At 33.9% G+C, this 25,801-nt stretch carries 19 protein-coding genes; 12 read left to right on the top strand and 7 right to left on the bottom strand.

The features are described from left to right. Positions 1-137 precede the first annotated feature (137 nt). Genes yajC through DNU06_RS15390 form a run of 4 tightly spaced genes read right to left on the bottom strand, consistent with a single transcriptional unit; the run spans position 138 to position 2,966 of the window. Positions 138-452, bottom strand: a complete 315-nt coding sequence (yajC, locus tag DNU06_RS15405; protein ID WP_111064393.1) for a preprotein translocase subunit YajC — start codon at positions 450-452, stop codon at positions 138-140. Between the two features lie 13 nt (positions 453-465). Continuing rightward, complete coding sequence (locus DNU06_RS15400) at positions 466-903, bottom strand: DUF1573 domain-containing protein (protein WP_111064392.1); 438 nt, start codon at positions 901-903, stop codon at positions 466-468. Between the two features lie 9 nt (positions 904-912). Next, positions 913-1,869, bottom strand: coding sequence for a transcription antitermination factor NusB (nusB, locus tag DNU06_RS15395; RefSeq protein ID WP_111064391.1), 957 nt, complete (start codon positions 1,867-1,869; stop codon positions 913-915). Next, on the bottom strand, positions 1,869-2,966 hold the full coding sequence (locus DNU06_RS15390; protein ID WP_111064394.1) for a Glu/Leu/Phe/Val dehydrogenase dimerization domain-containing protein: 1,098 nt from the start codon (positions 2,964-2,966) through the stop codon (positions 1,869-1,871). The genes nusB and DNU06_RS15390 overlap by 1 nt, the downstream gene beginning before the upstream one ends. A 76-nt stretch (positions 2,967-3,042) precedes the next feature. On the opposite strand from DNU06_RS15390, the gene DNU06_RS15385 reads away from it, so the two are divergent. Then, on the top strand, positions 3,043-4,815 hold the full coding sequence (locus DNU06_RS15385; RefSeq protein ID WP_111064390.1) for an ABC transporter ATP-binding protein: 1,773 nt from the start codon (positions 3,043-3,045) through the stop codon (positions 4,813-4,815). A gap of 235 nt (positions 4,816-5,050) precedes the next feature. Here DNU06_RS15385 and DNU06_RS15380 read toward each other — a convergent pair whose 3' ends face one another. Then, complete coding sequence (locus DNU06_RS15380) at positions 5,051-6,826, bottom strand: MutS-related protein (RefSeq protein WP_111064389.1); 1,776 nt, start codon at positions 6,824-6,826, stop codon at positions 5,051-5,053. Between the two features lie 5 nt (positions 6,827-6,831). Further along, positions 6,832-7,620 (bottom strand): SDR family oxidoreductase, encoded by a 789-nt coding sequence (locus DNU06_RS15375; protein WP_111064388.1) that lies wholly within the window; start codon positions 7,618-7,620, stop codon positions 6,832-6,834. A gap of 58 nt (positions 7,621-7,678) precedes the next feature. Between DNU06_RS15375 and DNU06_RS15370 the strand changes: the two genes are divergently transcribed. The 10 genes from DNU06_RS15370 (at position 7,679) to DNU06_RS15325 (ending at position 23,151) form a co-directional block, all read left to right on the top strand. Continuing rightward, entirely contained in the window at positions 7,679-8,893 is a 1,215-nt protein-coding gene (locus DNU06_RS15370; protein WP_111064387.1) for a sensor histidine kinase, read from the top strand. Between the two features lie 3 nt (positions 8,894-8,896). Continuing rightward, entirely contained in the window at positions 8,897-9,586 is a 690-nt protein-coding gene (cmk, locus tag DNU06_RS15365) for a (d)CMP kinase (RefSeq protein ID WP_111064386.1), read from the top strand. Between the two features lie 81 nt (positions 9,587-9,667). After that, positions 9,668-10,732, top strand: a complete 1,065-nt coding sequence (locus DNU06_RS15360; protein WP_111064385.1) for a class I fructose-bisphosphate aldolase — start codon at positions 9,668-9,670, stop codon at positions 10,730-10,732. 11 nt (positions 10,733-10,743) lie between these two features. Further along, complete coding sequence (gene accD, locus DNU06_RS15355; protein ID WP_111064384.1) at positions 10,744-11,589, top strand: acetyl-CoA carboxylase, carboxyltransferase subunit beta; 846 nt, start codon at positions 10,744-10,746, stop codon at positions 11,587-11,589. Between the two features lie 62 nt (positions 11,590-11,651). Further along, positions 11,652-13,955, top strand: a complete 2,304-nt coding sequence (locus DNU06_RS15350; RefSeq protein WP_111064383.1) for a T9SS type A sorting domain-containing protein — start codon at positions 11,652-11,654, stop codon at positions 13,953-13,955. A gap of 77 nt (positions 13,956-14,032) precedes the next feature. Next, entirely contained in the window at positions 14,033-14,302 is a 270-nt protein-coding gene (gene rpsO, locus DNU06_RS15345) for a 30S ribosomal protein S15 (RefSeq protein WP_111064382.1), read from the top strand. Between the two features lie 134 nt (positions 14,303-14,436). Further along, the gene (locus tag DNU06_RS15340; RefSeq protein ID WP_111064381.1) at positions 14,437-16,581 is read left to right on the top strand and encodes a polyribonucleotide nucleotidyltransferase; all 2,145 of its coding nucleotides are present in this window, start codon (positions 14,437-14,439) and stop codon (positions 16,579-16,581) included. Between the two features lie 106 nt (positions 16,582-16,687). Then, complete coding sequence (locus DNU06_RS15335; protein ID WP_158526922.1) at positions 16,688-20,410, top strand: M4 family metallopeptidase; 3,723 nt, start codon at positions 16,688-16,690, stop codon at positions 20,408-20,410. A 45-nt stretch (positions 20,411-20,455) separates the two neighbouring features. Then, on the top strand, positions 20,456-21,814 hold the full coding sequence (locus DNU06_RS15330) for an NAD-dependent succinate-semialdehyde dehydrogenase (RefSeq protein ID WP_111064379.1): 1,359 nt from the start codon (positions 20,456-20,458) through the stop codon (positions 21,812-21,814). Between the two features lie 95 nt (positions 21,815-21,909). Continuing rightward, positions 21,910-23,151 carry an FAD-dependent oxidoreductase gene (locus DNU06_RS15325; protein WP_111064378.1) on the top strand — a complete coding sequence of 414 codons (1,242 nt, stop codon included), beginning with the start codon at positions 21,910-21,912 and terminating at the stop codon, positions 23,149-23,151. A gap of 73 nt (positions 23,152-23,224) precedes the next feature. Here DNU06_RS15325 and DNU06_RS15320 read toward each other — a convergent pair whose 3' ends face one another. Beyond that, a complete protein-coding gene (locus DNU06_RS15320) occupies positions 23,225-24,703 on the bottom strand; it encodes a T9SS type A sorting domain-containing protein (protein WP_158526921.1) in 1,479 nt (492 codons plus the stop codon). A gap of 304 nt (positions 24,704-25,007) precedes the next feature. Here DNU06_RS15320 and DNU06_RS15315 point away from each other — a divergent pair, with 304 nt between their 5' ends. Next, on the top strand, positions 25,008-25,796 hold the full coding sequence (locus DNU06_RS15315; RefSeq protein WP_111064376.1) for a type 1 glutamine amidotransferase domain-containing protein: 789 nt from the start codon (positions 25,008-25,010) through the stop codon (positions 25,794-25,796). The last annotated feature ends 5 nt before the right edge of the window (positions 25,797-25,801 follow it).

The following is a 25,801-nucleotide window of genomic DNA, read 5'->3' as shown; positions in this document are numbered from 1 at the left end:
ACGTTTCACATACCCCATGTTTTCTGATGTTTTCATTACACTACTGTTTTAGTGTATCGCTATTTCAGGACGTGACATTTTTTAGACATAAAAAAACCCAGACTATCGGTCTGGGTTTTTAATAAAATTATGAAGGCTTATTTTTTATTTGCCAATTGCTCCATTTCGTTACTCGTTACAGAACCTTTTTCTACTCTTATTTTACCACTTCCTTCCGTGGCAATTAATACATTTGTATCCGTTACTTCTAGAATTTTTCCGTGTATACCACCAGAAGTAATTACTTTATCTCCAATTGCTATACTTTCTCTAAACTTTTTGGCTTCTTTTGATCTTTTCATTTGTGGGCGAATCATAAAGAAATAAAAAACGACAGCGATTAAAATTAATGGTAAAAACTGTTGTAATGCACTTCCACCTTCAGCGGCAGCTTGTAATAAATTTAATTTCATGTTATTTTTGTATTTAAATTTTTTCAGTCACTTCCCCAGTAATAGTTAAAGTAGTAACTGAAGGGTTTGTATTTGCTTGTATTCTTACTGTTTTTCTAACGATTCCCACTCTATTTTTTGAATCAAACGTCACATCAATCTGAGCGGTTTCTCCTGGTTGAATGGGTGCTTTTGGCCAGTTTTCCGGTACAGTACAACCGCAGGATCCTTTTACATCAATCAACACCAAGCTTTTATCACCTGTATTGGTAAAATGAAAGGTATGCTGTACTTTTTCACCATCCACTACTTTTCCAAAATCAAAAGCATCTTCTTCAAAGGAGATCTCGGTTGGTTTTTCGAGTAAAGCAGCAAAATTTTCTTTTCTCTCTTCAGCCAATTGTCCCGCATTATTAGTACAAGAAACAAATGCACCTAGTGTTGTAATAATTAAAAATATTCCTAATTTCATTCTATTGTTTTAAGTCAGTAGTCCCCTACCGGTTTTTTTAATCAGTCCTTCATTGGTTAGTACCACAATTGATTTATCTAATACCCCATTGATAAAGACTTTACTTTGCGGAGAGCTATAAAATTTAGCAATTTCAATGTATTCATTCAAAGATACCTTGACAGGTATTGAAGGAAAGACAATTAATTCTGTAATGGCCATTTTTAAAATAATGATGTCCATTTTCGCAATTCGATCTAAATCCCAATTTTTGGTCAATTTGTTAATCAATTCATTGTTTTCAGCATCTCTATCCACAATGTTTCTCATTAAGCATTCCACAAAACGAACTTCATCTTCTTCGTCTCTAAACAAAGGTAATAAGTTAATTTCATCTTCCAACTCATGTTCTTCGGCATTTTTAATGGTTTTAATCACCATAGAACAAACCAAATCAATATCATCTTGCCAATAAACGGTTTCATTTTCTAAAAAGTCGTGTAACAGGCCAAAGTTTGCAATTTCAGTTTTAAACAATTCGATTAAGAACTGTTTGTCATCCGCAAAACTTTTATCCTCACTATCCATGTAAGTTTCAAAAATTTCACTTTCTGTAATTGCCAAGAACATTTTTTTAATCAAATCATTCTTCTCAGCAGAGCTCCAGTTTATCTTTCTTGATTCGGACTTCCCTCTTAATTCTTGATTTTCCTTCAACAACTTAATGATTCGGTTATCAATAAACTTTGTATTAGGTGTTAAATCATCTTGACTAGCAACTCTTCTTAGTTTTCGTTCTTCAATTCTTTCAACTGCAAAACCTTCTAATTCTTCAAATACCAATAAAAAATAAATGTACAAGTCATACATTTTACTCATAGAGCCGAATAACTCTTTTTCGAATTTTTTATATTCCGCATCTTCTGTTTGATAGAAGGCATATAATATCTGTAATGTCTTTATTCTTAAATGTCTTCTGTTTAACATTATAATGGTAATTTTACTTTTCCAATTGCATTAATTCTTTCCTCAGCCATGGCATTCGCAATTTTATATGTCGGCAAGTTTTCGTTTTCAGAACGATTGATGATATTAAGTGTAGTTTGGTAAATATCTTCTGCTTTGGACATAGCCCATTCGCTAGTTAATCCTTTTACTTCTGCAAAACAATTAATAACACCACCAGCATTCAACATAAAATCAGGTACATATAAAATACCTTTTGTTTTTACTAATTCACCATGAACATCTTCCAACTTTAATTGGTTATTAGCAGCACCAGCTATTATGTCGCAATTAAGGCGAGATAAAGTGTCGTCATTTACGGTTGCACCTAAAGCACAAGGTGCATAAATATCCATATCAATGTCATATATTTCCTCTAATCCAACCACTTTAGCGCCATATTTTTCAGAAACATTTTTTAATGTCTCTTCATGAATATCTGTGATATAAATCTCTGCATTTTCTTTGGCTAAATTCTTTACTAAATATTCGCCAACATGACCTACCCCTTGAACAGCAATCTTTTTTCCTGTTAAAGAATCGGAACCATATTTTGCCTTAGCAGCTGCTTTCATCCCCATATAAACACCATAAGCTGTTACTGGAGAAGGATCCCCACTTTTACCTGGTAAACCAACCACATGATCTGTTTCCATGTTTACCCAAGTCATATCTTGCGGAGAAATACCTACGTCTTCTGCAGTAATATATTTACCACCTAGACTTTGAACAAATTTTCCAAACCTTCTAAAAAGCGCTTCGTTTTTCTGTGTTCTAGAATCTCCTATGATTACTGCTTTACCACCTCCTAAATTCAAACCTGAAATAGAATTTTTGTAAGTCATACCACGAGATAATCTTAAAACATCATTCAATGCTTCCAATTCATTCGTGTATTGCCACATTCTAGTCCCGCCTAAAGCTGGCCCTAAAATGGTATTATGTACTGCAATAATTGCTTTTAAACCAGTTGCATTATCATTACAAAAAAGTAATTGTTCATGATTATACTGTGTCATCCTTTGAATTATAGGATTATTTGCAAATTCAGATTCTTTTATATCTTTTACCTCGAACATAAAATGTAAGTTTATTTTTATATAGACTAATTGATGTTTACTTTTGATTAATTTTGTTGCAAAAATAATCAATTAAATGTCTTCACTCTATTATTTAAACAAATTTTTATTCAAATATAAAAGGTATCTATTGCTTGGTATTCTATTCATTTTTATATCCAATGTTTTTGGTGTAATGATGCCTGGAGTTGTGAAAGATACCATCAATGATTTAGTATCTTCTGATTTAACAAATGGCGACGTAAGTTTAGGAGCGATATTAAAAATAGCCTTGATGAGTGCTGGATTATATGTCTTTTATTCTGTTTTAAAAGGTATATTTTTATTTTACACCCGCCAAACGATCATTAAAATGTCGCGTTATATTGAATACGACTTAAAAAACGAAGTTTACGATCAATACCAAAAATTATCCTTCAATTTTTACAAAAAAAATGCTACGGGTGACTTAATGAATAGAATTAGTGAAGACGTATCTAAGGTCAGAATGTATTTAGGACCTGGTATCATGTATACCATTAACTTAGTCATCATGTCGGGATTAATTATTTTTGTCATGTTAAGGGTCAGCCCAATTTTAACACTATACGTTTTAGCACCACTTCCAGTCATGTCTGTTTTAATCTATTTCGTTAGTTTTAAACTAAATAAAAAGAGTAACTTGGTGCAGTCCGAACAATCTAAATTATCTACTTTTGTACAAGAAAATTTTTCAGGAATTCGAGTAATCAAGTCTTATATCAGAGAAAAAGAATCTATTAAAAACTTTAATACCCAAGCCGTAAATTATAAAGAAGCCTCCCTATCTTTAGCTAAAACTTCTGCGCTTTTTATGCCGACGATTGTTTTTCTGATAGGATTAAGTAATATCATCACCATTTATTTAGGGATTTTACAAGCGAGAGAAGGGTTGATTAATGCAGGTGAAATCGCACAATTTGTAATCTTTATCAACATGTTAACTTGGCCTTTTGCTTCTGTTGGCTGGGTGACTTCCTTAATCCAAAGAGCGGCAGCTTCTCAAGCTAGAATTAATGAGTTTTTAAAAGAAACGCCTGAAATTATTAACCCTTCTACGGAAAAGGTAACTTTTGCCAAGGAAATTGTTTTTAAAAATGTTGGCTTGGTCTACGAAAACTCTGGTGTTCGTGCTTTAACAGATGTCAATTTTCAAATAAAAAAAGGAGAAACCATAGGCGTTATTGGTAAAACCGGTTCAGGAAAGTCTTCTCTTGCTTACCTCCTACTTAGATTGCTAGATCCCACAGAAGGAAGTATAAAAATTGATGGTAAAAACTTGAATGAATTGAATATTGATAGTTGGCGAGATTTAATTGGCTATGTACCCCAAGAACATTTCTTATTTTCCGATAGTATTAGAAACAATATTACTTTTGGTTTGAAAGCATCCGATATTCCTGACGAAATGGTTTTTAACGCTGCTAAAAGTGCCGGCATTCATGAATCTATTTTAGAATTTCCCGCACAATATGAAACTAAATTAGGAGAAAGAGGAATTAATCTTTCTGGTGGTCAAAAACAAAGAATCTCTATCGCAAGGGCACTGATTAAGCAACCTGAATTTGTCATCTTTGATGATTGCTTGTCGGCAGTGGATAACGAGACGGAAGAATTGATTCTAAACGCCATTCAAAATCAATTAAAAAATAGTACCTCCTTTATTATCAGTCATAGAATTTCGAGTATTAAATATGCCGATAGAATATTAGTGCTAGATGAAGGGAAAATTGTAGAATCCGGTAAACATGATGATTTATTAACCTTAAACGGCGCTTATGCTTCCATCTATGCGAAGCAAAAGCTTAGCGAAGAAATTAACACCTTATAAAAAAAAGTTTCTAGAGCACAGTGCTGCTATTGTGTTTTATTTTACCCCTACGAAACCAAGTAAGGATAGCCTAATAAGTTCGCTAAATATTTTAAACTTAAGAAGGTTATGATGCCTGTTCTTTTCCGCCAGGTATTTATCCTAGAAGAATTTGGGACTAATTATCAATCGTTTTTCATTTTAGATAAAGCAGTATTGATGGGTGGATTTTACCTAACAGGATGTCTGAAGACTACTAAATAATTGCCATTTTCTTCAACAAGAAAGAAGCGTTCATATTTTGACAAATTCCTGATTTTAAAGTATAATCAAAATACAACTCATCATTTTCAATTTCTGCATCAAAATATAGATTAGTGATATTATCCAACTCTTTTTCAATTTCACATAAACCTAAATCATGCGTAGCAATAATACCTGCAGAGTTTGACTTGGACAATTTGTGCATTAACTGAATAGATCCTTGTTCTTTATCCTTACTATTCGTCCCTTTTAATATTTCATCTAAGATGATAAAATATGGCTTTTCAGCAATGGCATCTATGATGGTTTTAAGGCGAACAAGTTCTGCATAAAAGTAAGAAGAATCAGACTGTAAAGAATCATTATTTCTCATACTAGTAATCAAACGAATAGGGTTATATTCAAAAGAAGTTGCACAAACAGGTAATCCAACGTTTGCACTAACAATACTCAAGGCTACTGTTCGTAAAAATGTACTTTTTCCAGCCATATTTGCGCCGGTTATGATATCAAATTCATTGGTACCAATTTTAAAATCATTATTGACTCTTTTTTTAGCATCTATCATTAAATGCCCCAATTGTTTTGCCTGGATAACATCATTACTTTGCTTATTAATTTTTGGAAAAGTATAAGTTGGGTGATTATAGGAAAAATTACCTAAACTGTTATTCGCTTCAAAATAAGTAATGGCATTGAACCAACCTTCAATATCTTGGACATGATTTTTTAACCAGGTATCAATTTTATTCACTTGACTAATATCCCATAATAAAAAGCCATTCCCCAGCACAGCAAAGAGGATATTATTTCTTTGGTCTAAGGCACTCAAATATTTCGAAAACTCATGTATTAATTGAGAAGCACTCTCCCCCTCTTTTTTAACATTAGCCTGTACCTCTTGGTTTAATTTTGCCCTGAACTCTTCGGCCTCTACACTTGCTATTGGGTCGGCATAAGAACTAAATACTTGTTTTAACTCCGACAAATGCACATTAAACTTATTGATTTTACCGACGTACTTACCAGAAATAAAAAGGCCTACAAAAAACAAAAGTAGAAGTGGTAAATAATTGATGAAGTCAAAAATATAGCCAATTAAAAAAACCAGCGTTAAACCTTGAAATAGGTATTTAATTTTCTTGAAAGAAGGATGTACAATGGCTTCATAGGCCTTTAACCAATCCATGACTACTTTTTGCGAAATAGCAGCTTCCATGGTATTGATTTTAGCTTGAAATTTTTGACGCCAATCGGCTTTATTTGCTAATTCCTTAATCATTTCTTGCTTTTCTTCAATTCCATCTATTTCGTTAGCAGTTAATAAATTTGCTAATTTTTTCTTGCCTTCTAAAGAATGTGTTCTATTAATGATATTAAAAATGGAACCTGGACCAAACACATCAATATCTGCGGCGTAAAAATGATTACCATCTATCAACTCTTCTCCATTAGCATAAGCCAAGTCTCCTTTAGTCAAATAGTCAATCTCTTTGGTATTGATAAAAACCAAATTTTTTAAAAACCCATTTTCCTTCTTTAAAGCAGCATGTTTTACGATCAGCCTTAAAAAAACAGCAAAACCAATGACAGCAATAGCAATAGGCAATAGCTTGATAGATAAAGTTAAATAAATACCTAGACCAGTCACTAAAAAAATCAATAAACGCAAAAGTGCGAATACCAATAATTGTTTTTTATTCTTTTTTAAGTCCACTTCATATTGAAGCAATTTTTCATTGTAAAATTCAAGAGGTAAATTATTCATTTAGCTTAGGTAGGTTTTTGATTTTTAATAACACGCCAAAACAAAGCAGGGATAAAACGTTTGAGATAAACAGCTTTAATTTCCTTATTCCCTACAAGGATGGATTTTTTCTTTTTTTCAACGGCTTTAATAATTATGTTCGCACAGGTACTTGCTGGCATTCCAGTTTCTTGATTATGATCCATTACACCATGAGCTTCCCCTGCCGCATTAATAGCGGAGAGTGAAATAGGCGTATTAATCTTACCAGGATAAACTATGGTCACAAAAATATTATTTTTAGCTTCTTCCAACAACAAACTTTCATAAAAACCTTGTAATGCATGCTTTGAAGCTGCATAAGCGGAACGCAAATAAAAGCCAAATTTACCCGCAATACTTGAAATAACTACAATATGACCCGACTTTTGAGCCTGTAGATAAGGCAACAATGCTTTGGTTAGACCAATATTACCAAAATAATTCACTTCCATTATTTTACGATCTATCGAAAGAGGCGTTTCCGCGACAGTACTTCGTTGACTAATTCCGCCATTATTCACCAATATATCAATCCTACCAAAGGCATCTATTAAAGATTTAACAATGCCATCAAAAGTGTCTATTTGCACTAAATCGAGCGGTTGAATAAAGGATTCTTTTGGGTTGGTTAGCTCAGCTTGAACCTTTTCTAAGCTTTCCTGATTCCTGGAAGATAAAATTACAAAATCTCCCTTTTCATTATACAATTTTGCAATCGCCTTTCCTATTCCTGAGGAGGCTCCCGTAATCCAAACTATTTTCTTATTATTCATTTAAAAATTGCCTTAAAAAAAATCAAAATTATACAATTAAAGTATATATTTGACCTAAATGTTAAACATATTAAAACTCCCGAAAATAAATTTTAAAGATTTCCATAGTCAATCTATGTTTATCCTTTCCTATCGCATTGTTGCACTTACTTCCATTTTTTTTTCTATACTCTCCATAGTACATTTTAAATCAAGGTCTTTAACTTTCTGGGTATGTATCACTGTATTATTGCTTAGTTTAGCAGGTATATGGTATATGCGGAAATATGGAAAGCATTTTATTATTGCAAAAGTAATTATTTTTATAAGTACCATTTTAATTCAAATTAACATCTATAATCTATTGAATCCGGACAGGTACATGGACATGATATGGATTTTAATTATTGTACTTTACAGTTTTTACGCCATTGGTTTGGTTTGGGGCGTAACAACCTTGTTAATCAACTTTTTAGGGATACTATTCTATCAATTTTTTGTCGTTAGTCCTGACTTGAAACCTTTTAATACTTATAGTTCTGCCCAACAAGTGGATTATGTACTGACTGTTGTTTTTGGTGGTATAATGATTTGTTATTTATTGATATTGTTTTATAAAACACAGAATATAACCAATTTAAAATATCGCGCTGCCAACGAAAAATTAAGAGTCAACAATAAAGTAATGTTGGAGCAAAACAAAGAGAAATCAGTGATGCTTAAAGAAATACATCACCGTGTAAAAAATAATTTACAGGTAATTACTAGTTTACTAAGGTTACAATCCAAAGATATTGAAGACCCTGAGGTAATTAAACAGTTTAACGAGGCAACCAATCGTGTAATTGCCATGTCTTTGATTCATGAAAAAATTTACCAAACCGAGGATTTATCCAATATAGATTTATCGGCATATATTAAATCATTAACAGATGAATTAATTCGTTCTTATTCGGTTAACATACCCGTGCAGACAGAAATCAAAGCAAATTTAAATTTCATCACCCCTGACTACATGGTCCCGTTTGCCTTACTAATCAATGAATTAACCTCCAACTCCTTAAAACATGGCTTTAAGGATAAATCTTCTGGAGAAATAAGAATTTCAATTTTTGAAGATAACAATACGATTGCATTTGACTACCACGATAATGGTACTTGGGATATTAAAGCAGAGAAAGTATCATTTGGCATAGAATTAATAGAAACATTGACGGAACAATTAGAAGGAACCTATACACGTACAACAGAAAACGGAACGAAGTACAGTTTTGTATTTCCAATTAACATTTAACTCATGCAAAAAAAACTAACCATTGCAATTGATGGCTATTCATCTTGCGGGAAAAGTACCATTGCAAAAGCAATTGCTAAAAAATTAGGATATGTATACGTAGATAGCGGTGCTATGTATCGTGCAGTCACCTTATATTTAATGAACCAAGGGATTTTAAAAGATAAAAATTTCTTGATGAAACAAGTTTTAGCGGCTTTACCAAACATTCAAATTGACTTTGTATTTGATCCACAAAAAGAAGTTGCCGAAACCATGCTAAACGGTCAAAACGTAGAAACTGAGATTAGAAGTCTAGCTGTTTCTCAAAGAGTTAGTCAAATAAGTACCATCAAAGAAGTAAGAGAGAAATTAGTCGAATTACAACAACAACTTGGTGAAGCAGGTGGTGTAGTAATGGATGGTCGGGATATTGGCACTGTTGTGTTTCCAAATGCGGATTTAAAATTGTTTATCACTGCCGAAGTCGACATTAGAACAGAGAGAAGATTGCTAGAAATGAAACAAAAAAACAGTGCTATAAACTTTGAAGATGTCAAACAAAACTTAGTCGAAAGAGACCGAGTGGACATGTCTAGAGCAATTTCTCCGCTTATTCAAGCAAAAGATGCTGTAGTAATCGACAATTCTAATCTCTCTGAAACTGCCCAGTTTGAACTAGTTTTAGGACTAATTAAAGAGAAGGAATTGTAATTAATGTAGATTAGACTTTTAATAAGAAGGAATTCAAAAAAAGTTTTATTAATTTTGCCCAAATTAAAATTATCAAAAAAAATGAGTGTAAATAAAATAGTTGAATTATTAGGAACAGAAGGTGAATCATTATTAGCCCATGAATGTAATACCATCCCTAAATCAATGATTCACTTACCGGGTAGTGATTTTGTTGACAGATGTTTTGCGCAAACAAATCGTACACCACAAGTGTTAAAAAGTTTACAATCATTATATGGTACCGGTAATTTAGCAAACACAGGTTACTTATCCATTCTACCAGTAGATCAAGGTATTGAGCATTCTGCAGGTGCATCATTTGCACCGAACCCAATGTATTTTGATCCAGAAAACATTGTAAAGTTAGCAGTAGAAGCTGGCTGTAATGGTGTTGCCTCTACTTTTGGTGTTTTGGCATCATGTGCTAGAAAATACGCACATAAAATTCCATTCATTGTTAAATTAAACCACAATGAATTTTTATCTTACCCAAACACTTTCAACCAAATTGAATTTGGCTCTGTAGAAGACGCTTGGAATATGGGAGCTACTGCAGTTGGTGCTACCATTTATTTTGGTTCTGAAGAATCAGAAAGACAAATTGTGGAAATTGCACAAGCTTTTGAAAGAGCACACGAATTAGGTATGGCTACTATTTTATGGTGTTATGTGAGAAACAATGGATTCAAAAAAGATGGTGTAGATTACCACACTTCAACTGATATTACAGCACAAGCAAATCACTTAGGGGTAACCATTCAAGCCGATATTATTAAACAAAAATTACCTACATTAAATGGTGCTTATCCAGCAATTGGCTTTGGTAAGTCTCACCCTAAAATGTATTCAGAATTAAGTTCTGATAACTTAATAGATCTATGTAGATACCAAGTAGCAAATTGCTATATGGGAAGAAATGGATTAATTAACTCTGGTGGTGCATCCACTGGTAACGGAAATACTGATATTCAAGATGCAGTTAAAACCGCAATAGTAAACAAAAGAGCTGGAGGACAAGGCTTAATTTTAGGAAGAAAAGCTTTCCAAAAACCTATGAAAGAAGGTGTTGAAATCATCAATTTAGTGCAAGAAGTTTACGCTAATGATGAAATTACTATTGCTTAAAAAAGATTATTATGGTTTGGTTTAAAAGATCTAAAGACGGTATAACAACATCTACCGCAGATAAAAAAGAAACACCAGAAGGACTTTGGTACAAATGTCCTACTTGTAAAACGGTAATTTCAAGAGACGACCATGCCGAAAACTTATACGTTTGTGCGACTTGTAACCATCACGAAAGATTAAGTTCAGATGAATATTTTGCTATTCTTTTTGATGAGGATAAATATACTGAAATCGCCAAAGGATTATATTCTGCAGACCCTTTAAAGTTTAATGATACTAAACCCTACCCTGCTCGTGTAAAAGCTACACAAGAAAAAACAGGTTTAAAGGATGCCATTAAAGTTGCCCATGGTAAAGTTAACGGGGAAACATTAGTGGTTGCAGCCATGGATTTTAAATTCATTGGTGGTTCATTAGGAAGTGTCATGGGAGAAAAGATTGCAAGGGGTATTGATAAAGCCATTGCTTTAAAATCTCCTTTTATGATTATTTCTAAATCAGGTGGTGCCAGAATGATGGAAGCTGGTTTGTCTTTGATGCAAATGGCAAAGGTTTCTGCTAAACTTTCACAACTTAGTGATGCAAAATTACCATATATCTCTTTTTTAACGGATCCTACAACTGGCGGCGTTACCGCTTCTTTTGCCATGTTAGGAGATATTAATATTTCTGAACCAAATGCTTTAATCGCTTTTGCTGGACCTAGAATTGTAAAAGAAACGATTGGTAGAGATTTGCCAAAAGGTTTCCAAAAAGCAGAATTTGTTTTAGAGCATGGATTTTTAGATTTTATTGTAGAAAGAAAAGATTTAAAAGAAAAAATTGGACAATCTTTAGTGATGTTTAAAGGTTAAAACCCTTTTTAAGCTATCTCGTAAATATTATTGACCTATTATTCCTATAACAAACAACAAATATGTTGAAATTATACAAACTTGTTGTCTTGCTATTCCTTACCACATTTACTTATTCCCAAAGTACAAATACGAGTTGCATAAATGCAGCTCCTATTTGTGCGAATGGTATTTCATTTACCACTGGTACTAACAGTATAACTCCTGCCGTTGGAAACAATTACGACTGTGTAAGTTTTGCAGCCAATCCCAGTTGGTATTATTTTGAAATTGCCCAAGCTGGCGATATCCATATGTCCTTGCAAGGAAGTAATGATTTAGACTTTGTTATCTGGGGTCCATTTACGGATACTACTGCAGCTTTTAATGCCTGTGGAAATCTTGGAAATGCCCCTAATCCATTAGGGACTGTTGACTGTGGCTTTATCGGCGGTAATACTGAATTCCCCGATATTTACGCTGCCGCAGTCTCCGAGATTTATATCATGATGCTCAGTAATTTCGCTGGCGTTTCCGTGAATACTACGCTAACCCAAACTGGAGGAAGTGGCTCTTTTGTTTGTCCGCCACAATCATTTTATGGTGCACACATTCAAAAAGGAACCGCATATTATGATATGAACCAAAATGGATTAAAAGAGCCTGGAGAGTCTTCTCTACCTAATGTAGCAATCGACATCACACCGCTTACCAATTCCTTTTTTACGAATGCAAATGGGGATTTTTATTCCAGTACCAACGACAGTACTACTACTAATTATACCGTTTCTGCAACCTTACCTAATTGGTCGATTACCAATACACCGGCTAATTATACTTTTCTATTAGATTCTCTTAATTACACAAAAGATTCACTTGATTTTGGTTTCTTTCCTGACTCCTTGTATTACCATGCGACTATGCATGCCATTGATATTCCCAACCATTGTATTACCAATAATGTAGGTTGGTTTAACTTTTTAAATGATGGTACTGAGCCTATACATGTACAAGCCGCAATCACTTTAGATCCTGACCTAGTTTTTGTAAGTGCATCCGTCTTACCAGACTCTGTACTTAATCAGACCATTTATTTCTCCTTTGATTCTATAGCAGTTTACAAAAACATCTCTGTTCAATTCACCACAAATTTAAATGGCAACTTATCTATTGGAGATATGGTGCAAAACCAATATCATTTATCCATATTCGATTACAATAATAACTTAGAAAAGACCTACGGGGACTCCACCATCAACTCCGTAGTATGTTCTTATGATCCAAATGATAAAACTTCTTTTATTGCTAATAACGCTGCACAAGAAACCATTGCTATTGGCGACTTTATCGATTATACCATTAGGTTTCAAAATACCGGTACTGCAGAAGCCATTAATATTGTAATAAAAGACACGGTTGACTTTAACCTTGACCTGAATTCATTTCAATTTTTATCCAGCAGCCATTTAACCGAAGTGACCATAGATAATAATAGAGAAATATCCTTCCTCTTGCATAATATCCACTTACCTGACCATATCAGTAATGAACCAGGAAGTCATGGTTATATTACCTATCGTATCTATCCAAATCTTAATCTAGACCCAAATACAGTAATTAACAACACCGCATATATTTACTTCGATAATAACAGTCCGATTATTACAAATACAACGCTCAATAAAATGGCTTGTTATATCCTTCCAGATAGTACCTTGAGCCAAAATGACCAACTACTTTCTGTTTTGAATGCCCCAAATTATTCCTATCAATGGTACCTGGACAGTTCCATTTTGACCAATGCAACTGCTGCAGAAGTTCAAATAAACGGGGAAGGCCTTTATCACATAGTCATAGTAAATGAGTACGGTTGTACTTCTACCGCTGAATTTGATTTTGAATGCATTAGTACAATAGATTCAATGGCAATTATACAACATGAAAATAACACATTATGGACCATAGATTCCGTAAACTACAGTTATAGCTGGTATTTAAATGGCATATTATGGAGTGGCGCAACAGACCATTTTGTAACCATTAATGGGGACGGTGAATATACCGTTATTATTAAAAATGAATACGGATGTCAAGCTACTGGAACTTATAACCAACAAGCGGTTGGATTAGCAACCTATGAAAATAAAAGAATGATTACTTACCCAATTCCTGCAGAACAGCAGTTAAACATCCAGATGTTGGGGAGTAATACAGGAATTTCCAATGTAAAAATCACTAATTTGGCTGGAGAAATCATGGTGTTTTTAAAAGGAAATCACAGCACTAATATGACCATTGACATTAGTGATTTCTCCAAGGGAGTCTATTTAATTACAGTATCCAGTGATGGAGAATCTATTTTGACTGAAAAATTAATTAAAATATAAATTGACATATAAAATAAATACCTATCTTTGGACCCAAATAAATAAATCACATAAGAATCATTAAAATTAATATTGGCATGTATTTAACTAAAGAAACAAAAGAAGAAATCTTCAAAAAGCACGGTAACTCTGAAAAAAACACAGGTTCTGCTGAAGGTCAAGTTGCATTATTTACCCATAGGATTTCACATCTTACAGGTCACTTAAAAAATAATAGAAAAGATTTTGGAACGCAAAGAGCGTTACAATTGATGGTAGGTAAAAGAAGAAGTTTACTTGACTATTTAAAAAAGAAAGATATAGAAAGATATAGAGCTATTGTTAAAGAATTAGGTTTAAGACGTTAATCTTGACAACATAGAATTAATAGAAAAAGGCAATTGAATAACTTCAATTGCCTTTTTTATTGAGCACGTATACAATAAACAAAAATAAAGACGAATTGAGATAAAAGAAGCCCTCGATTCAAAAAACACAAATTATGAATGTAATAACAAAAACAATTGATTTAGGTAACGGTACCGAAATCTCTGTAGAAACAGGAAAATTAGCAAAGCAATCAGATGGTTCTGTTGTTGTAAAAGCTGGTGGAACTATGATTTTAGCCACAGTAGTATCCAATAAAGGAGCTAAAGAAGGGGTTGATTTTTTACCATTAACGGTTGACTATAGAGAGAAATTTTACTCTAATGGTAAAATACCTGGTGGTTATTTAAAAAGAGAAGCCCGTCCATCTGATGATGAAATTTTAATCATGAGATTAGTAGATAGAGCATTGAGACCACTTTTTCCAAGTGATTATCATGCTGACACACAATTAATGATGCAATTAATATCTTTTGATGGTGTAAATATGCCAGATTCATTAGCTGGTTTTGCTGCATCTGCTGCCATTGCTGTTTCTGACATTCCATTTAATGGACCAATGTCTGAAGTTAGAGTGGGTAGAATAGATGGGAAATTTATTGTAAACCCTACTTTTGAACAATTTGCTGCATCTGATTTAGATTGTATGATCGCTGGTACTGCTGAAAACATAGTCATGTTAGAAGGTGAGATGTTAGAGATTTCTGAAGAAGATATGGTAGAAATCATTAAAGTAGCACACGTTGCCATTAAAGAACAATGTGCCTTTCAATTAGACTTAGCGTCAAATGTTGAAAAAGCTAAAGTGAAAAGAGAATATGCGCACGAAACGCATGATGAAACTATTCGTGAAAAAGTAAAAGCAGCAACTTACGAAAAATGTATGGCTGTTGCACGTGAAGGAAACCCTTCAAAAGAAAAAAGAAGCGCTGCTTTTGATGAAATCAAACAAGCTTATATCGATTCCTTAACGGAAGAAGAATTAGCAGTTGAAGCTCCTTTTATTTCTGTATATTTTAAAGATTCTATGAAAGCGGCAGTTCGTCAAGTAATCTTGCATGAACGTGTTAGATTAGATGGTCGTAACTTTGATGAAATTAGACCAATTTGGTCGGAAGTAAATTACTTACCTTCCGCACATGGTTCAGCTTTATTTACAAGAGGGGAAACACAATCTTTAACTTCCTTAACTTTAGGTGGTAAATTAGATGAGCAAATGATAGATTCAGCTCAAGACAAACGTTTTGAGAAATTTATGCTACATTATAACTTCCCACCATTTTCAACTGGTGAAGCACGTCCAATTAGAGGGGTTTCCAGAAGAGAAATTGGTCATGGTAATTTAGCTTTAAGAGCCTTAAAAAACATGTTACCACAAGGTGACGAAAATCCATATACTATTCGTTTAGTTTCTGAGATATTAGAATCTAACGGTTCTTCTTCAATGGCTACTGTTTGTGCCGGTACAATGGCATTATTAGATGGTGGTATTAAAATGAAGAGACCTGTTTCTGGAATTGCAATGGGATTAATCATTGACGAGACTGGAACATTTGCAGTATTATCTGATATTTTAGGAGATGAAGATCACTTAGGAGATATGGATTTTAAAGTAACGGGTACTGAAAAAGGTATTACAGCTTGTCAAATGGATATTAAAGTAGATGGTTTACCATACGAAGTTTTAATTCAAGCATTGAACCAAGCGAAGTCTGGTAGAGCACATATTTTAGGAGAAATGATGAAAACTATTTCTCAACCTGCTACAGAAATGAAATCTCATGCCCCTAGAATTGTTGGATTCACTGTACCAAACGATATGATTGGTGCAATAATCGGACCTGGAGGAAAAATTATCCAAGAGATTCAAAAAGAAACGGAAACTACTATTACAATTGAAGAATTACCAGATGGTCAAGGTTCAGTTCAAATTTTAGCGACCAATGCTGATGCAATGGATGCAGCAGTTAAACGCATTAAATTAATTGCTTTCCCACCAACTGTTGAAGTAGGAGAAATTTATGAAGGAAAAGTAAAATCTATCCAATCTTACGGATGTTTCGTTGAAATTTTACCTGGTACTGATGGTTTAATTCATATTTCTGAATTAGAACATGGTCGTGTGGAAAAAGTAGAAGATGTTTGTAAAGAAGGAGATGTTTTAAAATTCAAAGTTATTGGTGTAGATCCAAAAACAAAGAAATATAAATTATCTAGAAAAGTTTTGTTGCCTAAACCTGAAGCAAAGGAAGAAGCTTAATTTGAATTAATTTCAAAACAAAGTACATTTTAAAACGCTTGACCAAATGGTCAGGCGTTTTTTTTTACACTTATATTTTGTATCTTGTAACCCAATTATATATTATATGCACAAACTACTACTGTTTATTTTGGTGGGTACTTCCACTTTTTTTTCTACCTTTTTATTTTCTCAAAAAATCTATTTGCAACAAGCAGCAAATGCTATTTTTCCTGGTGCTGCAATAGTCAGAGATAACCTAAACTCCCCTATTCCATCCTATGTAAAATACGGAGAAGGTAATGAAAAAACAAAAACACAAACTTTTACGCTCCTTCAAAAACTTTATAAATTGAATGATCAGGTAACTTTTCAACTGATAGATACCCATACGGATAAACTTAACCATATCCATTATAAATACCAGCAAACAGTGGGTAATATTCCAATTGAAAATGGAATATTACTATTACATACTAAAAATGATATGGTATACGCATTTAATGGAAATGCTTATGACTTTTATACCAATACCTCTAATCCGGTATTAAGTGAAGCAAGTGCCTTATCTATTGCCTTAAATCACCTAAATGCCGACCAGTATAAATGGGAGATTCCTGCAGAAGAAAAACATTTGAAAGCAGAAAATAAAGACATCCATGCTACTTATTACCCAAAAGGAGAATTGGTTTACATGAATAGTGATCCAAAAGAAACACCAAAATTAGCATACAAATTTACAATTTATGCGCATTCCCCCGTTTCGAAGGCCGACTATTATATAGATGCTACGACTCAAGAAATTATATTTATCAATCAAATAATTAAGGATATTGATGTGCCAGGTACAGCAACTACAGCATATTCTGGTAATAAAAATATTGTTGCTGACAGTTTTGGAAGTAACAATTACAGGTTAAGAGAGAGCGGAAGAGGAAATGGTGTAGAAACGTATGATATGTCCCAAGGGACGACCTATGGAAATGCAGTGGACTTTACCGATACCGATAATAATTGGAATAATACAAACGCCAATCTAGACCAATACGCAACAGACGCGCATTGGGGCTCAGAAATGACTTATGATTATTACCTACAAAACCATAACCGAAATAGTATTGATGGAAATGGGTTTGCTTTAAAAAACTATATCCATTATGATGTTAATTATAACAATGCTTTTTGGGATGGTACTCGAATGACTTTTGGAGATGGGAACGGTTCTTCTACTAACCCGCTTACTTCTTTAGATATTTCTGGTCATGAAGTTACCCATGGACTTACTTCCAATACTGCCAATTTAGTATATGCAGATGAATCTGGTGCCTTGAATGAATCATTTAGTGACATTTTTGGAACTTGTATTGAAAATTTTGCAAGACCATCCAATTGGAACTGGACCGTTGGAGAGGATATTGGGCTTACTTTTAGATCCATGTCAAATCCAAATGCATACGGTGATCCGGATACCTATTTCGGAAACAATTGGGCCCCTTTAGGTGGCGCGGATAACGGCGGCGTTCATACCAATTCAGGCGTACAAAATTACTGGTTCTATTTATTGACGGATGGTGGGGCTGGAATCAATGATAATGGAGACTTTTATATTGTCTCTTCCTTAGGCGTTACTTCCTCTAGTGAAATTGCTTTTAGAAATCTAACAGTTTACTTAACCCCTAATTCAAACTTTAATGATGCAAGATTTTATGCTATCCTTTCTGCTATTGACTTATTTGGTCCCTGTAGTGTTGAAGTGGAAGCCACTACTAATGCTTGGTATGCTGTAGGTGTTGGCGGCGTATATGTCCCCTTTACCGTAGCAGACTTTACTGCGGCAGATACGATTTTTTGTAGCGCTCCTGCCCTAGTTAATTTTCAAAACTTAAGTATCAATGGGATTAATTTTACTTGGGATTTTGGAGATAATACAACAAATTCAGCCGACATTAACCCTAACCACACTTATGGTAGTAATGGTAATTATGATGTTAAATTAGTCGCTGATGGAGGTGCCTGTGGTATAGACTCAGTTACACTTACTAGCTTTATCCAAATTGACACGTCTTTAAATTGCGTCATTGAATTTCCAGCAGATAACAGTACCCTCATACAAACTGCTTGCAGTGGTACCATTTACGATAATGGCGGTGTGAACGGTAATTATGGAGACCAACAAGATGGTACGATAATAATTGCGCCAATAGGTGCAGACTCTGTACGAATAGATTTTAATAATTTTAGTGTGGAAAGTGGAAATGGACCAACTTGTAATTACGATTACTTGGAAGTGTATGATGGTAATAGTAGTACCGCCCCTTTGATTGGATCTTACTGCGATAATAATCTTCCTCCAGCTTTCATTACTTCATCTGGACAAGCTTTGACTTTAGTCTTTCATTCTGATCAAGCTTTAAATTATTTTGGATTTGATATCTCTTGGAATTGTTACTTATCTCCTAATATTCCTGTGGCCAACTTTAACAGTTCTGATTCAGTTTCTTGTAATGGCTTTATTCAATTTAATGATTTATCCCTGAATGGACCAACCAATTGGTTTTGGGATTTTGGTGATAATCAAACTTCTAATATTCAGCATCCAACTCATACCTACACGACTAACGGAACATATACCGTTAAACTAGTTAGTAGTAATTTAAATGGCATGGATTCGCTTATTGCAACCAATTTAATTGTGATTGATTTTATTGCTGTACCAATTGCTTTTGGGGACAGTATTTGTGAGAACCAAATGGCCAATTTAAGTGCTATTGGAAACGGTAATAGCAAATGGTATGATGCACCAACAAATGGCAACCTATTAAGCAGTAATAATAATTACCAAACAAATGCTTTGACAGGCAACAGTACTTTTTACGTGTCAGATTATATTTCTGGTCCTGCTTTTAATGCTGCAGCTCCTTCTACCGCAATTGGTGCTGGTGGATTTTTTAATGGGGAACAACATTTAAATTTTAATGTAAATGAGTTTTGTATTTTAAAAACAGTAGTCGTTAATGCAGGAAGTAATGGCAATAGAAACATTGAGTTAAGAGACAATACTGGTGTAGTGCTGGACAGTAAATTAGTAACATTAACCACTGGCCAACAAACCGTGACACTTGATTTTGAACTTAGTCCTGGACAAGATTACCAATTAGGTACATTGTTAGGCAGCCAACCCGATTTATATAGAAATAATGCAGGAACAAATTACCCTTACAACAGTGTAAACGGAGAAATTGAAATTACATCTTCTTCTGCAGGTACCGATTTCTATTATTATTTTTATAATTGGGAGTTAGAAATGCTTGGCTGTGAAAGTCCAAGAGTTCCTGTTGAAGCAATTGTATCTCCTGATTTTGACTTAGATTTTGATTTACCTTCTATTATTTGCACCTATGAAACAAGTATTAACTTAACCCCTACTGTTAATGGCGGTACATGGTCTGCAAATTGTAACAATTGTATGGATAGTAATACAGGTGTATTTAATGTCACTAATGCTGGAATCGGCATTTGGGAAGTTACCTATACAGCGACACAAAATTGTACCAAGACCATTAGTAAAAATATCCAAGTTTCTAATTGTTTAGGACTGAATACAGCAAAGGCAAGCAATATTGTAATGTATCCTAACCCAACCCAAGAAATGGTAACTGTAAAATTTGACCAAGAAATTATCCGCCTTATTAGAGTGGTGGACATTAGCGGTAAATTGATCTTAGAAAATACTGTGAAAAGTAACATAGAAACCATAGATGTTTCTGTTTTTGAGGATGGTCTTTATTTTATACAGTTTTATGATGATGACCGCTATTTAATCGACAATAAAAAATTAATTAAACATTAACCCATAAAGCCATTCCAATTGAATGGCTTTTTTTATCTTCCAGTTATGGATAATTTTATAAGTATTAATCCCTACAATGGGCAAGTGGTTCACACCTTTAAAGCCATTTCAGAAAAAGAATTAGAGGAGAAATTAAACCTAAGTCAAACTGTATTTCAAAGCTGGAAAGCAACAAGCTTAGCAGATAGAACTGACTTATTGAAACGCGTAGGTAGTTTATTAAGAGACAATACCCTTGAATATGCTAAAATGATTACGTTGGAGATGGGTAAACCCATTCAAGAATCTATTGGAGAAATCAATAAATGTGCTTTGGTCTGCGATTATTATGCCGATAATGCAAAGGCTTTTTTAGCAGATGAAGTAATTCCAACCGAAGCAAAATTAAGCTTTGTTAAACAGGATCCAATAGGAACTATTTTTGCGGTTATGCCTTGGAATTTTCCGTTTTGGCAAGTCTTTAGGTTTTTAGCGCCAACCTTAACAGCTGGTAATAATGCGGTATTAAAACATGCTTCTAATGTTTTTGGTTGCGCTGCATTAATAGAATCCATTTTTTTAAAAGCCGGTTACCCTATTGGGGTGTTCCAAAACCTAATTGTACACCACAATCAGACAGAAAAAATAATTGCACACAAGACCATCAAAGCGGTTTCTCTAACAGGAAGTGAAGCTGCAGGATCTGCTGTTGCGGCCATTGCAGGAAAACACATTAAAAAATCTTTGCTAGAATTAGGAGGAAGCAATGCTTTTATCGTTTGGGAAGATGCAGATATCGATCAAATTATTCAAACCGCAGTAAATGCAAGAATGTTGAATAATGGACAAAGTTGTATTGCCGCCAAAAGATTCATTTTACTAGAAGGTATTTATGATGAATTTGTAGATAAATTTAAAGCCGCAGTATCTACACTAAAATCAGGCGATACCATGGATAAAAACACTGCAATAGGTCCCTTAGCAAGAATTGATTTAGCAAATCAATTACAGGAGCAAGTACAGACCTCTATTAATGCAGGTGCCGTACTTATTTTGGGTGGCCAACAAAAGGATTGTTTCCATGAACCAACAATTTTAGGAAATGTTAAACCCGGTATGCCTGCCTTTGACGAGGAAACATTTGGTCCTTTAGCTGCCATGATCAAAGCCAAGGACATAGAGCATGCCTTTGCATTGTCTGAAATGTCAACTTTTGGATTGGGTATCACAGTTTGCACACAGGATATTGAAAAAGCACTTTCCTACGCTGGACGAGTAAGCGACGGTGCCTATTTTATCAATGAATTGGTGAAATCTGATCCTAGATTACCTTTTGGTGGCACCAAAAAATCAGGATACGGTCGAGAATTAGCCAAAGACGGCATATTGGAATTTGTGAACCGTAAAACGGTTTATGTCAAGTAAAAAAACAAACAGGGTTCGGGTACAATACATATGAAAGTTTGTTTTACCTAAGAATTTCTTAATATCACATACTTTAAATAAATAATTAGCGAAACATGCATAAAAAAGCAGCTAAAATACATATCGTTGGCGCTGGAATAAGCGGCCTTATTGCCGCAACAGTTTTAGAAACACATGGCTATCATCCTATTATAATTGAAGGGACAGCAAGTGCGGGAGGAAGGGTTAAAACGGATATAGTGAATGGATATTCCTTAGATCGAGGTTTTCAAGTTCTGCTAACCGCCTATCCTGCTGCACAAAAATATTTGGATTTTCAAAAATTAGATTTACAGTATTTTCTACCAGGTGCCACTATTTTTGAAAATGGCAAACAAAAAACAATTGGCGACCCTTTAAGAGATTTAACCTTTTTATTACCAACCTTATTCTCTGGTATTGGGAGCATAGCGGATAAATTAAAAATTATAAAACTTAATCAGTTACTGAAAAAAACAACCTTAGCTGAAATTTTTTTAAAGCCTGAAATAACCACTCATGCATATTTAGTGAATTTTGGTTTTTCACCAGCATTTATCACTCAATTCTTTCAACCCTTTTTTAGTGGAATATTCTTAGAGCCAGAACTTCAAACTTCTAGTAGAATGTTTGAGTTTGTATATAAAATGTTTGGTGAAGGTTCTGCTGCCTTACCAAAAACAGGAATTGAAGCCATTCCTAATCAATTAAAAAATAATTTAAAACAAACTACCTTCCTCTTTAATTCCACGGTAAAAAACATAGAAGAAGGTAAAATATCGCTTACCTCTGGCTTGGAATTAGTCAGTGACTACACCATTGTGGCAACAGAAGCCAGTCCACTTATTAAAAATTTAAGAAATCAAGAAACGACTTGGCTTTCTTGTGATAATTTATACTTTGAAACCGACGCTAAAGTCATACAAAAGCCGCTTATTGGACTGATAGCAGATAAAAATGCCCTAATTAATAATCTATTTTATCCAAATACTTCCAATGAAAAGCAGGCTTTACTATCTGTAACAATCGTAAAACCACACCAACTATCCCCTGAAGCATTAATTAACGAAGTTAAAAAAGAATTAAAGCTGTATTGCGGGATAGAAAATGCTATTTTTTTAAAGCATTATCCAATTACTAAAGCTTTACCAAAATTAGATGGTCTTAAATATGAAATATATCCCTCTGAAACCAAATTAACCAACAGTATTTTTTTAGCAGGGGATACCCAATTGAACGGCTCCTTAAATGCAGCAATGATTTCGGGAGAAAAAGCAGCATTAGGTGTCATTGAATTGCTTTCTAACACCATGCAATAAACCATTAAAGCCTACCTATATGTTACACCTCTAAAAATAACAGCTTAACAATTTTTTATTAGCCGACCAAGCTTTATTCTACTATTACCTTGAATGTCTTCCTATGGTCCGCATTACTCACTGTTATAAACAATATTCCAGTTTCTCCTTGTAGATCCATAGTGTATAAAACTGAATTCACTTTAGTTTCTTGCAATACTGTTCTTCCTATAGCATCCTGTATTTTGATATTGACACTACCCCATCCCTTTAAATCCATATTAATTTGCCCATGAGTGGGGTTTGGATACAGTAAAATTTCAGGTATTAATTCATTTTCCTGCAGCCCCAAAGTATTACAAATATCACTTTCCATTTCTTGCTGAGTTGGGGTAAACAAATTATCTTCAACATCATATGAAGCAGTAAAAGTTCCATTTTCAAAAAGCTGACTTATCGCACAATAGTCCGTTAATTGGTCGTTATATTTAATGTAAAGCTGCACTCCTATAGAAGAAATATTATCCAAACCATTTAAGGTCGTTAAATCATCATTTCCCTCTATATAAAGTCCGTTTACGCCATTTAAACTTTCCAATCCATCCAATGATGTTACGTAACTACTGGTAATAAATAAACCATTATTAATTTGGGAAAGGACATCCAAGCCTTCCATATTTAAAACACCGGGATTTCCAGTAAAATAAAAATCACTTCCTATAGTCGCTAAGCTACCTAAACCGTTTAATGAAGTCAATACAGAATTGTAAATAAGTTCAAAGTCGCCACCAATAGTAGTCAAATTACCTAGACCAGCCAACGAGGATAATAGGTGGTTATTGGTGATGGTTAAATTAGTTGAAATACTACTTAAATTGCTCAAAGCAGTCAAATCAATCAAAGACGAATTTTCTTCCATAGTAAAATTATTCCCTACACTAGTTAAATTATTTAATCCCGATAAGGAAGTTAAAGAGTTGTTCCCTTTAATATAAACCCCATAGAGACTTGTATAACTGTACAAGCCATTTAAGGATGTTAAACTATTGTTTCCAAGCACCTCTAAAATGGCACCTAAACTGGATAAGTTATTTAAACCAGTCAAGGCAGTTAAAGCCGTATTATCATGGATTCTAAGACTTCCACCTACAGCAGATAAATTATTGAGCGCTACAATAGAGTTTAGCAAAGGATTGTCATCAAGAATTAAGTTATTGTCTACTTTAAGTAAACTATTCAAGCCATTCAAGCTTAACAAAGCATCATTTTGTAAAATAGATAAATCAATTCCCACATAAGAAAGGCTGCCTAACCCTATCAAGGAGGTCAATGAATCATTGTTATGGATATGCAACTTACCTCCTACCGAATCGATAGTCGATAAACTACTTAAATCATTAATTTGCGTACCGTAGATGTATAAATTCCCTGTGATATATGTATAACCATTACTTCCAAAATTATCTAAAGTCGCTTGATTGTAAAAGGTTTTACTCCCAAAATAAGTCAAGGAAAAAGAGTGGAAGGAAAATAATAACAAAAAGACAGACAATAAATTTAATTTATTTTTCATGATCATAATTTTTAAAAGACAAAACTACAACTATTTTAATAAATGAAATACCGCTATTCTTTTTTCTTATTTCTTCTTTTAATACCATAGAATGATAGCGTTATACCGCCTAATTTAAGATTCATACCCTAAACGCATTTAGCCTATCTATTTTGTAAAACAAATGAATTTATTACCTTAGTATCCTCCTTAGCTTTAAAAGCTTTATGCGTTTACCATTTTATTTATCGAAAGAGTAATCCTATCAAGGAGGGTATTTTTGTTAAAGAATTGGATGCATGGTTAATTAGAATAATAAAGACATATGAAAGGAAGAAAAAAAATAGTAATCCCGTTGCCTAGCTATGGCTTTGATCCTTCCGAAGTCGCAATTCCTTGGCAGTTATTATCCAAACAAAATTATACTATAGTTTTTGCTACACCTGATGGTAAAAAAGCTGCGGGAGATAGCAGAATGCTCAATGGGAAAGGTCTCGGTTTGTTTAAACCGGTATTAAAAGCCAGGAAAGATGCCGTACAAGCATACCAAGCAATGGAAAAAAGCAACGAATTTTGTAACCCATTAAAATACGATATTTTAATAGGAAAAGATTTTGATGCCATATTGTTACCGGGCGGACACGACAAAGGGGTAAAAGAATATTTGGAATCTAAAATATTACAAAAGTTGATCGTCCATTTTTTTTTGGAAGAAAAACCAGTTGCAGCTATCTGTCATGGTGTCGTACTTGCTGCGCGTAGCATTAATCCGGAGACAAAAAATTCTGTAATTTATAACTACAAAACAACAGCACTATTAAAATCTCAAGAACTATTAGCTTATCGCTTAACCAAATTATGGTTAAAAGATTACTACCTTACCTATCCAGAAAAAACAGTGGCGGAAGAAGTGGCCTCAGTATTATCTACTAGCAGCAATTTTTTAAAAGGTCCAAAACCAATATTTCGAGATGACACCAATCATTTATCTAGAGGTTTTACCGTGAGAGATAAAAATTATTTATCAGCACGTTGGCCTGGAGATGTTTACAGTTTTACTTTTGAATTGATGCAAATGCTAGAGAATCCATCAAACAAAATACAGGAAAATTAACGCTT

It is taken from the genome of Putridiphycobacter roseus (assembly GCF_003234935.1).
Lineage (GTDB): Bacteria > Bacteroidota > Bacteroidia > Flavobacteriales_D > Crocinitomicaceae > Putridiphycobacter > Putridiphycobacter roseus.
The sequence above is the reverse complement of the archived record's forward strand: the minus strand, read 5'-3'. Positions and strand labels throughout refer to the sequence as shown.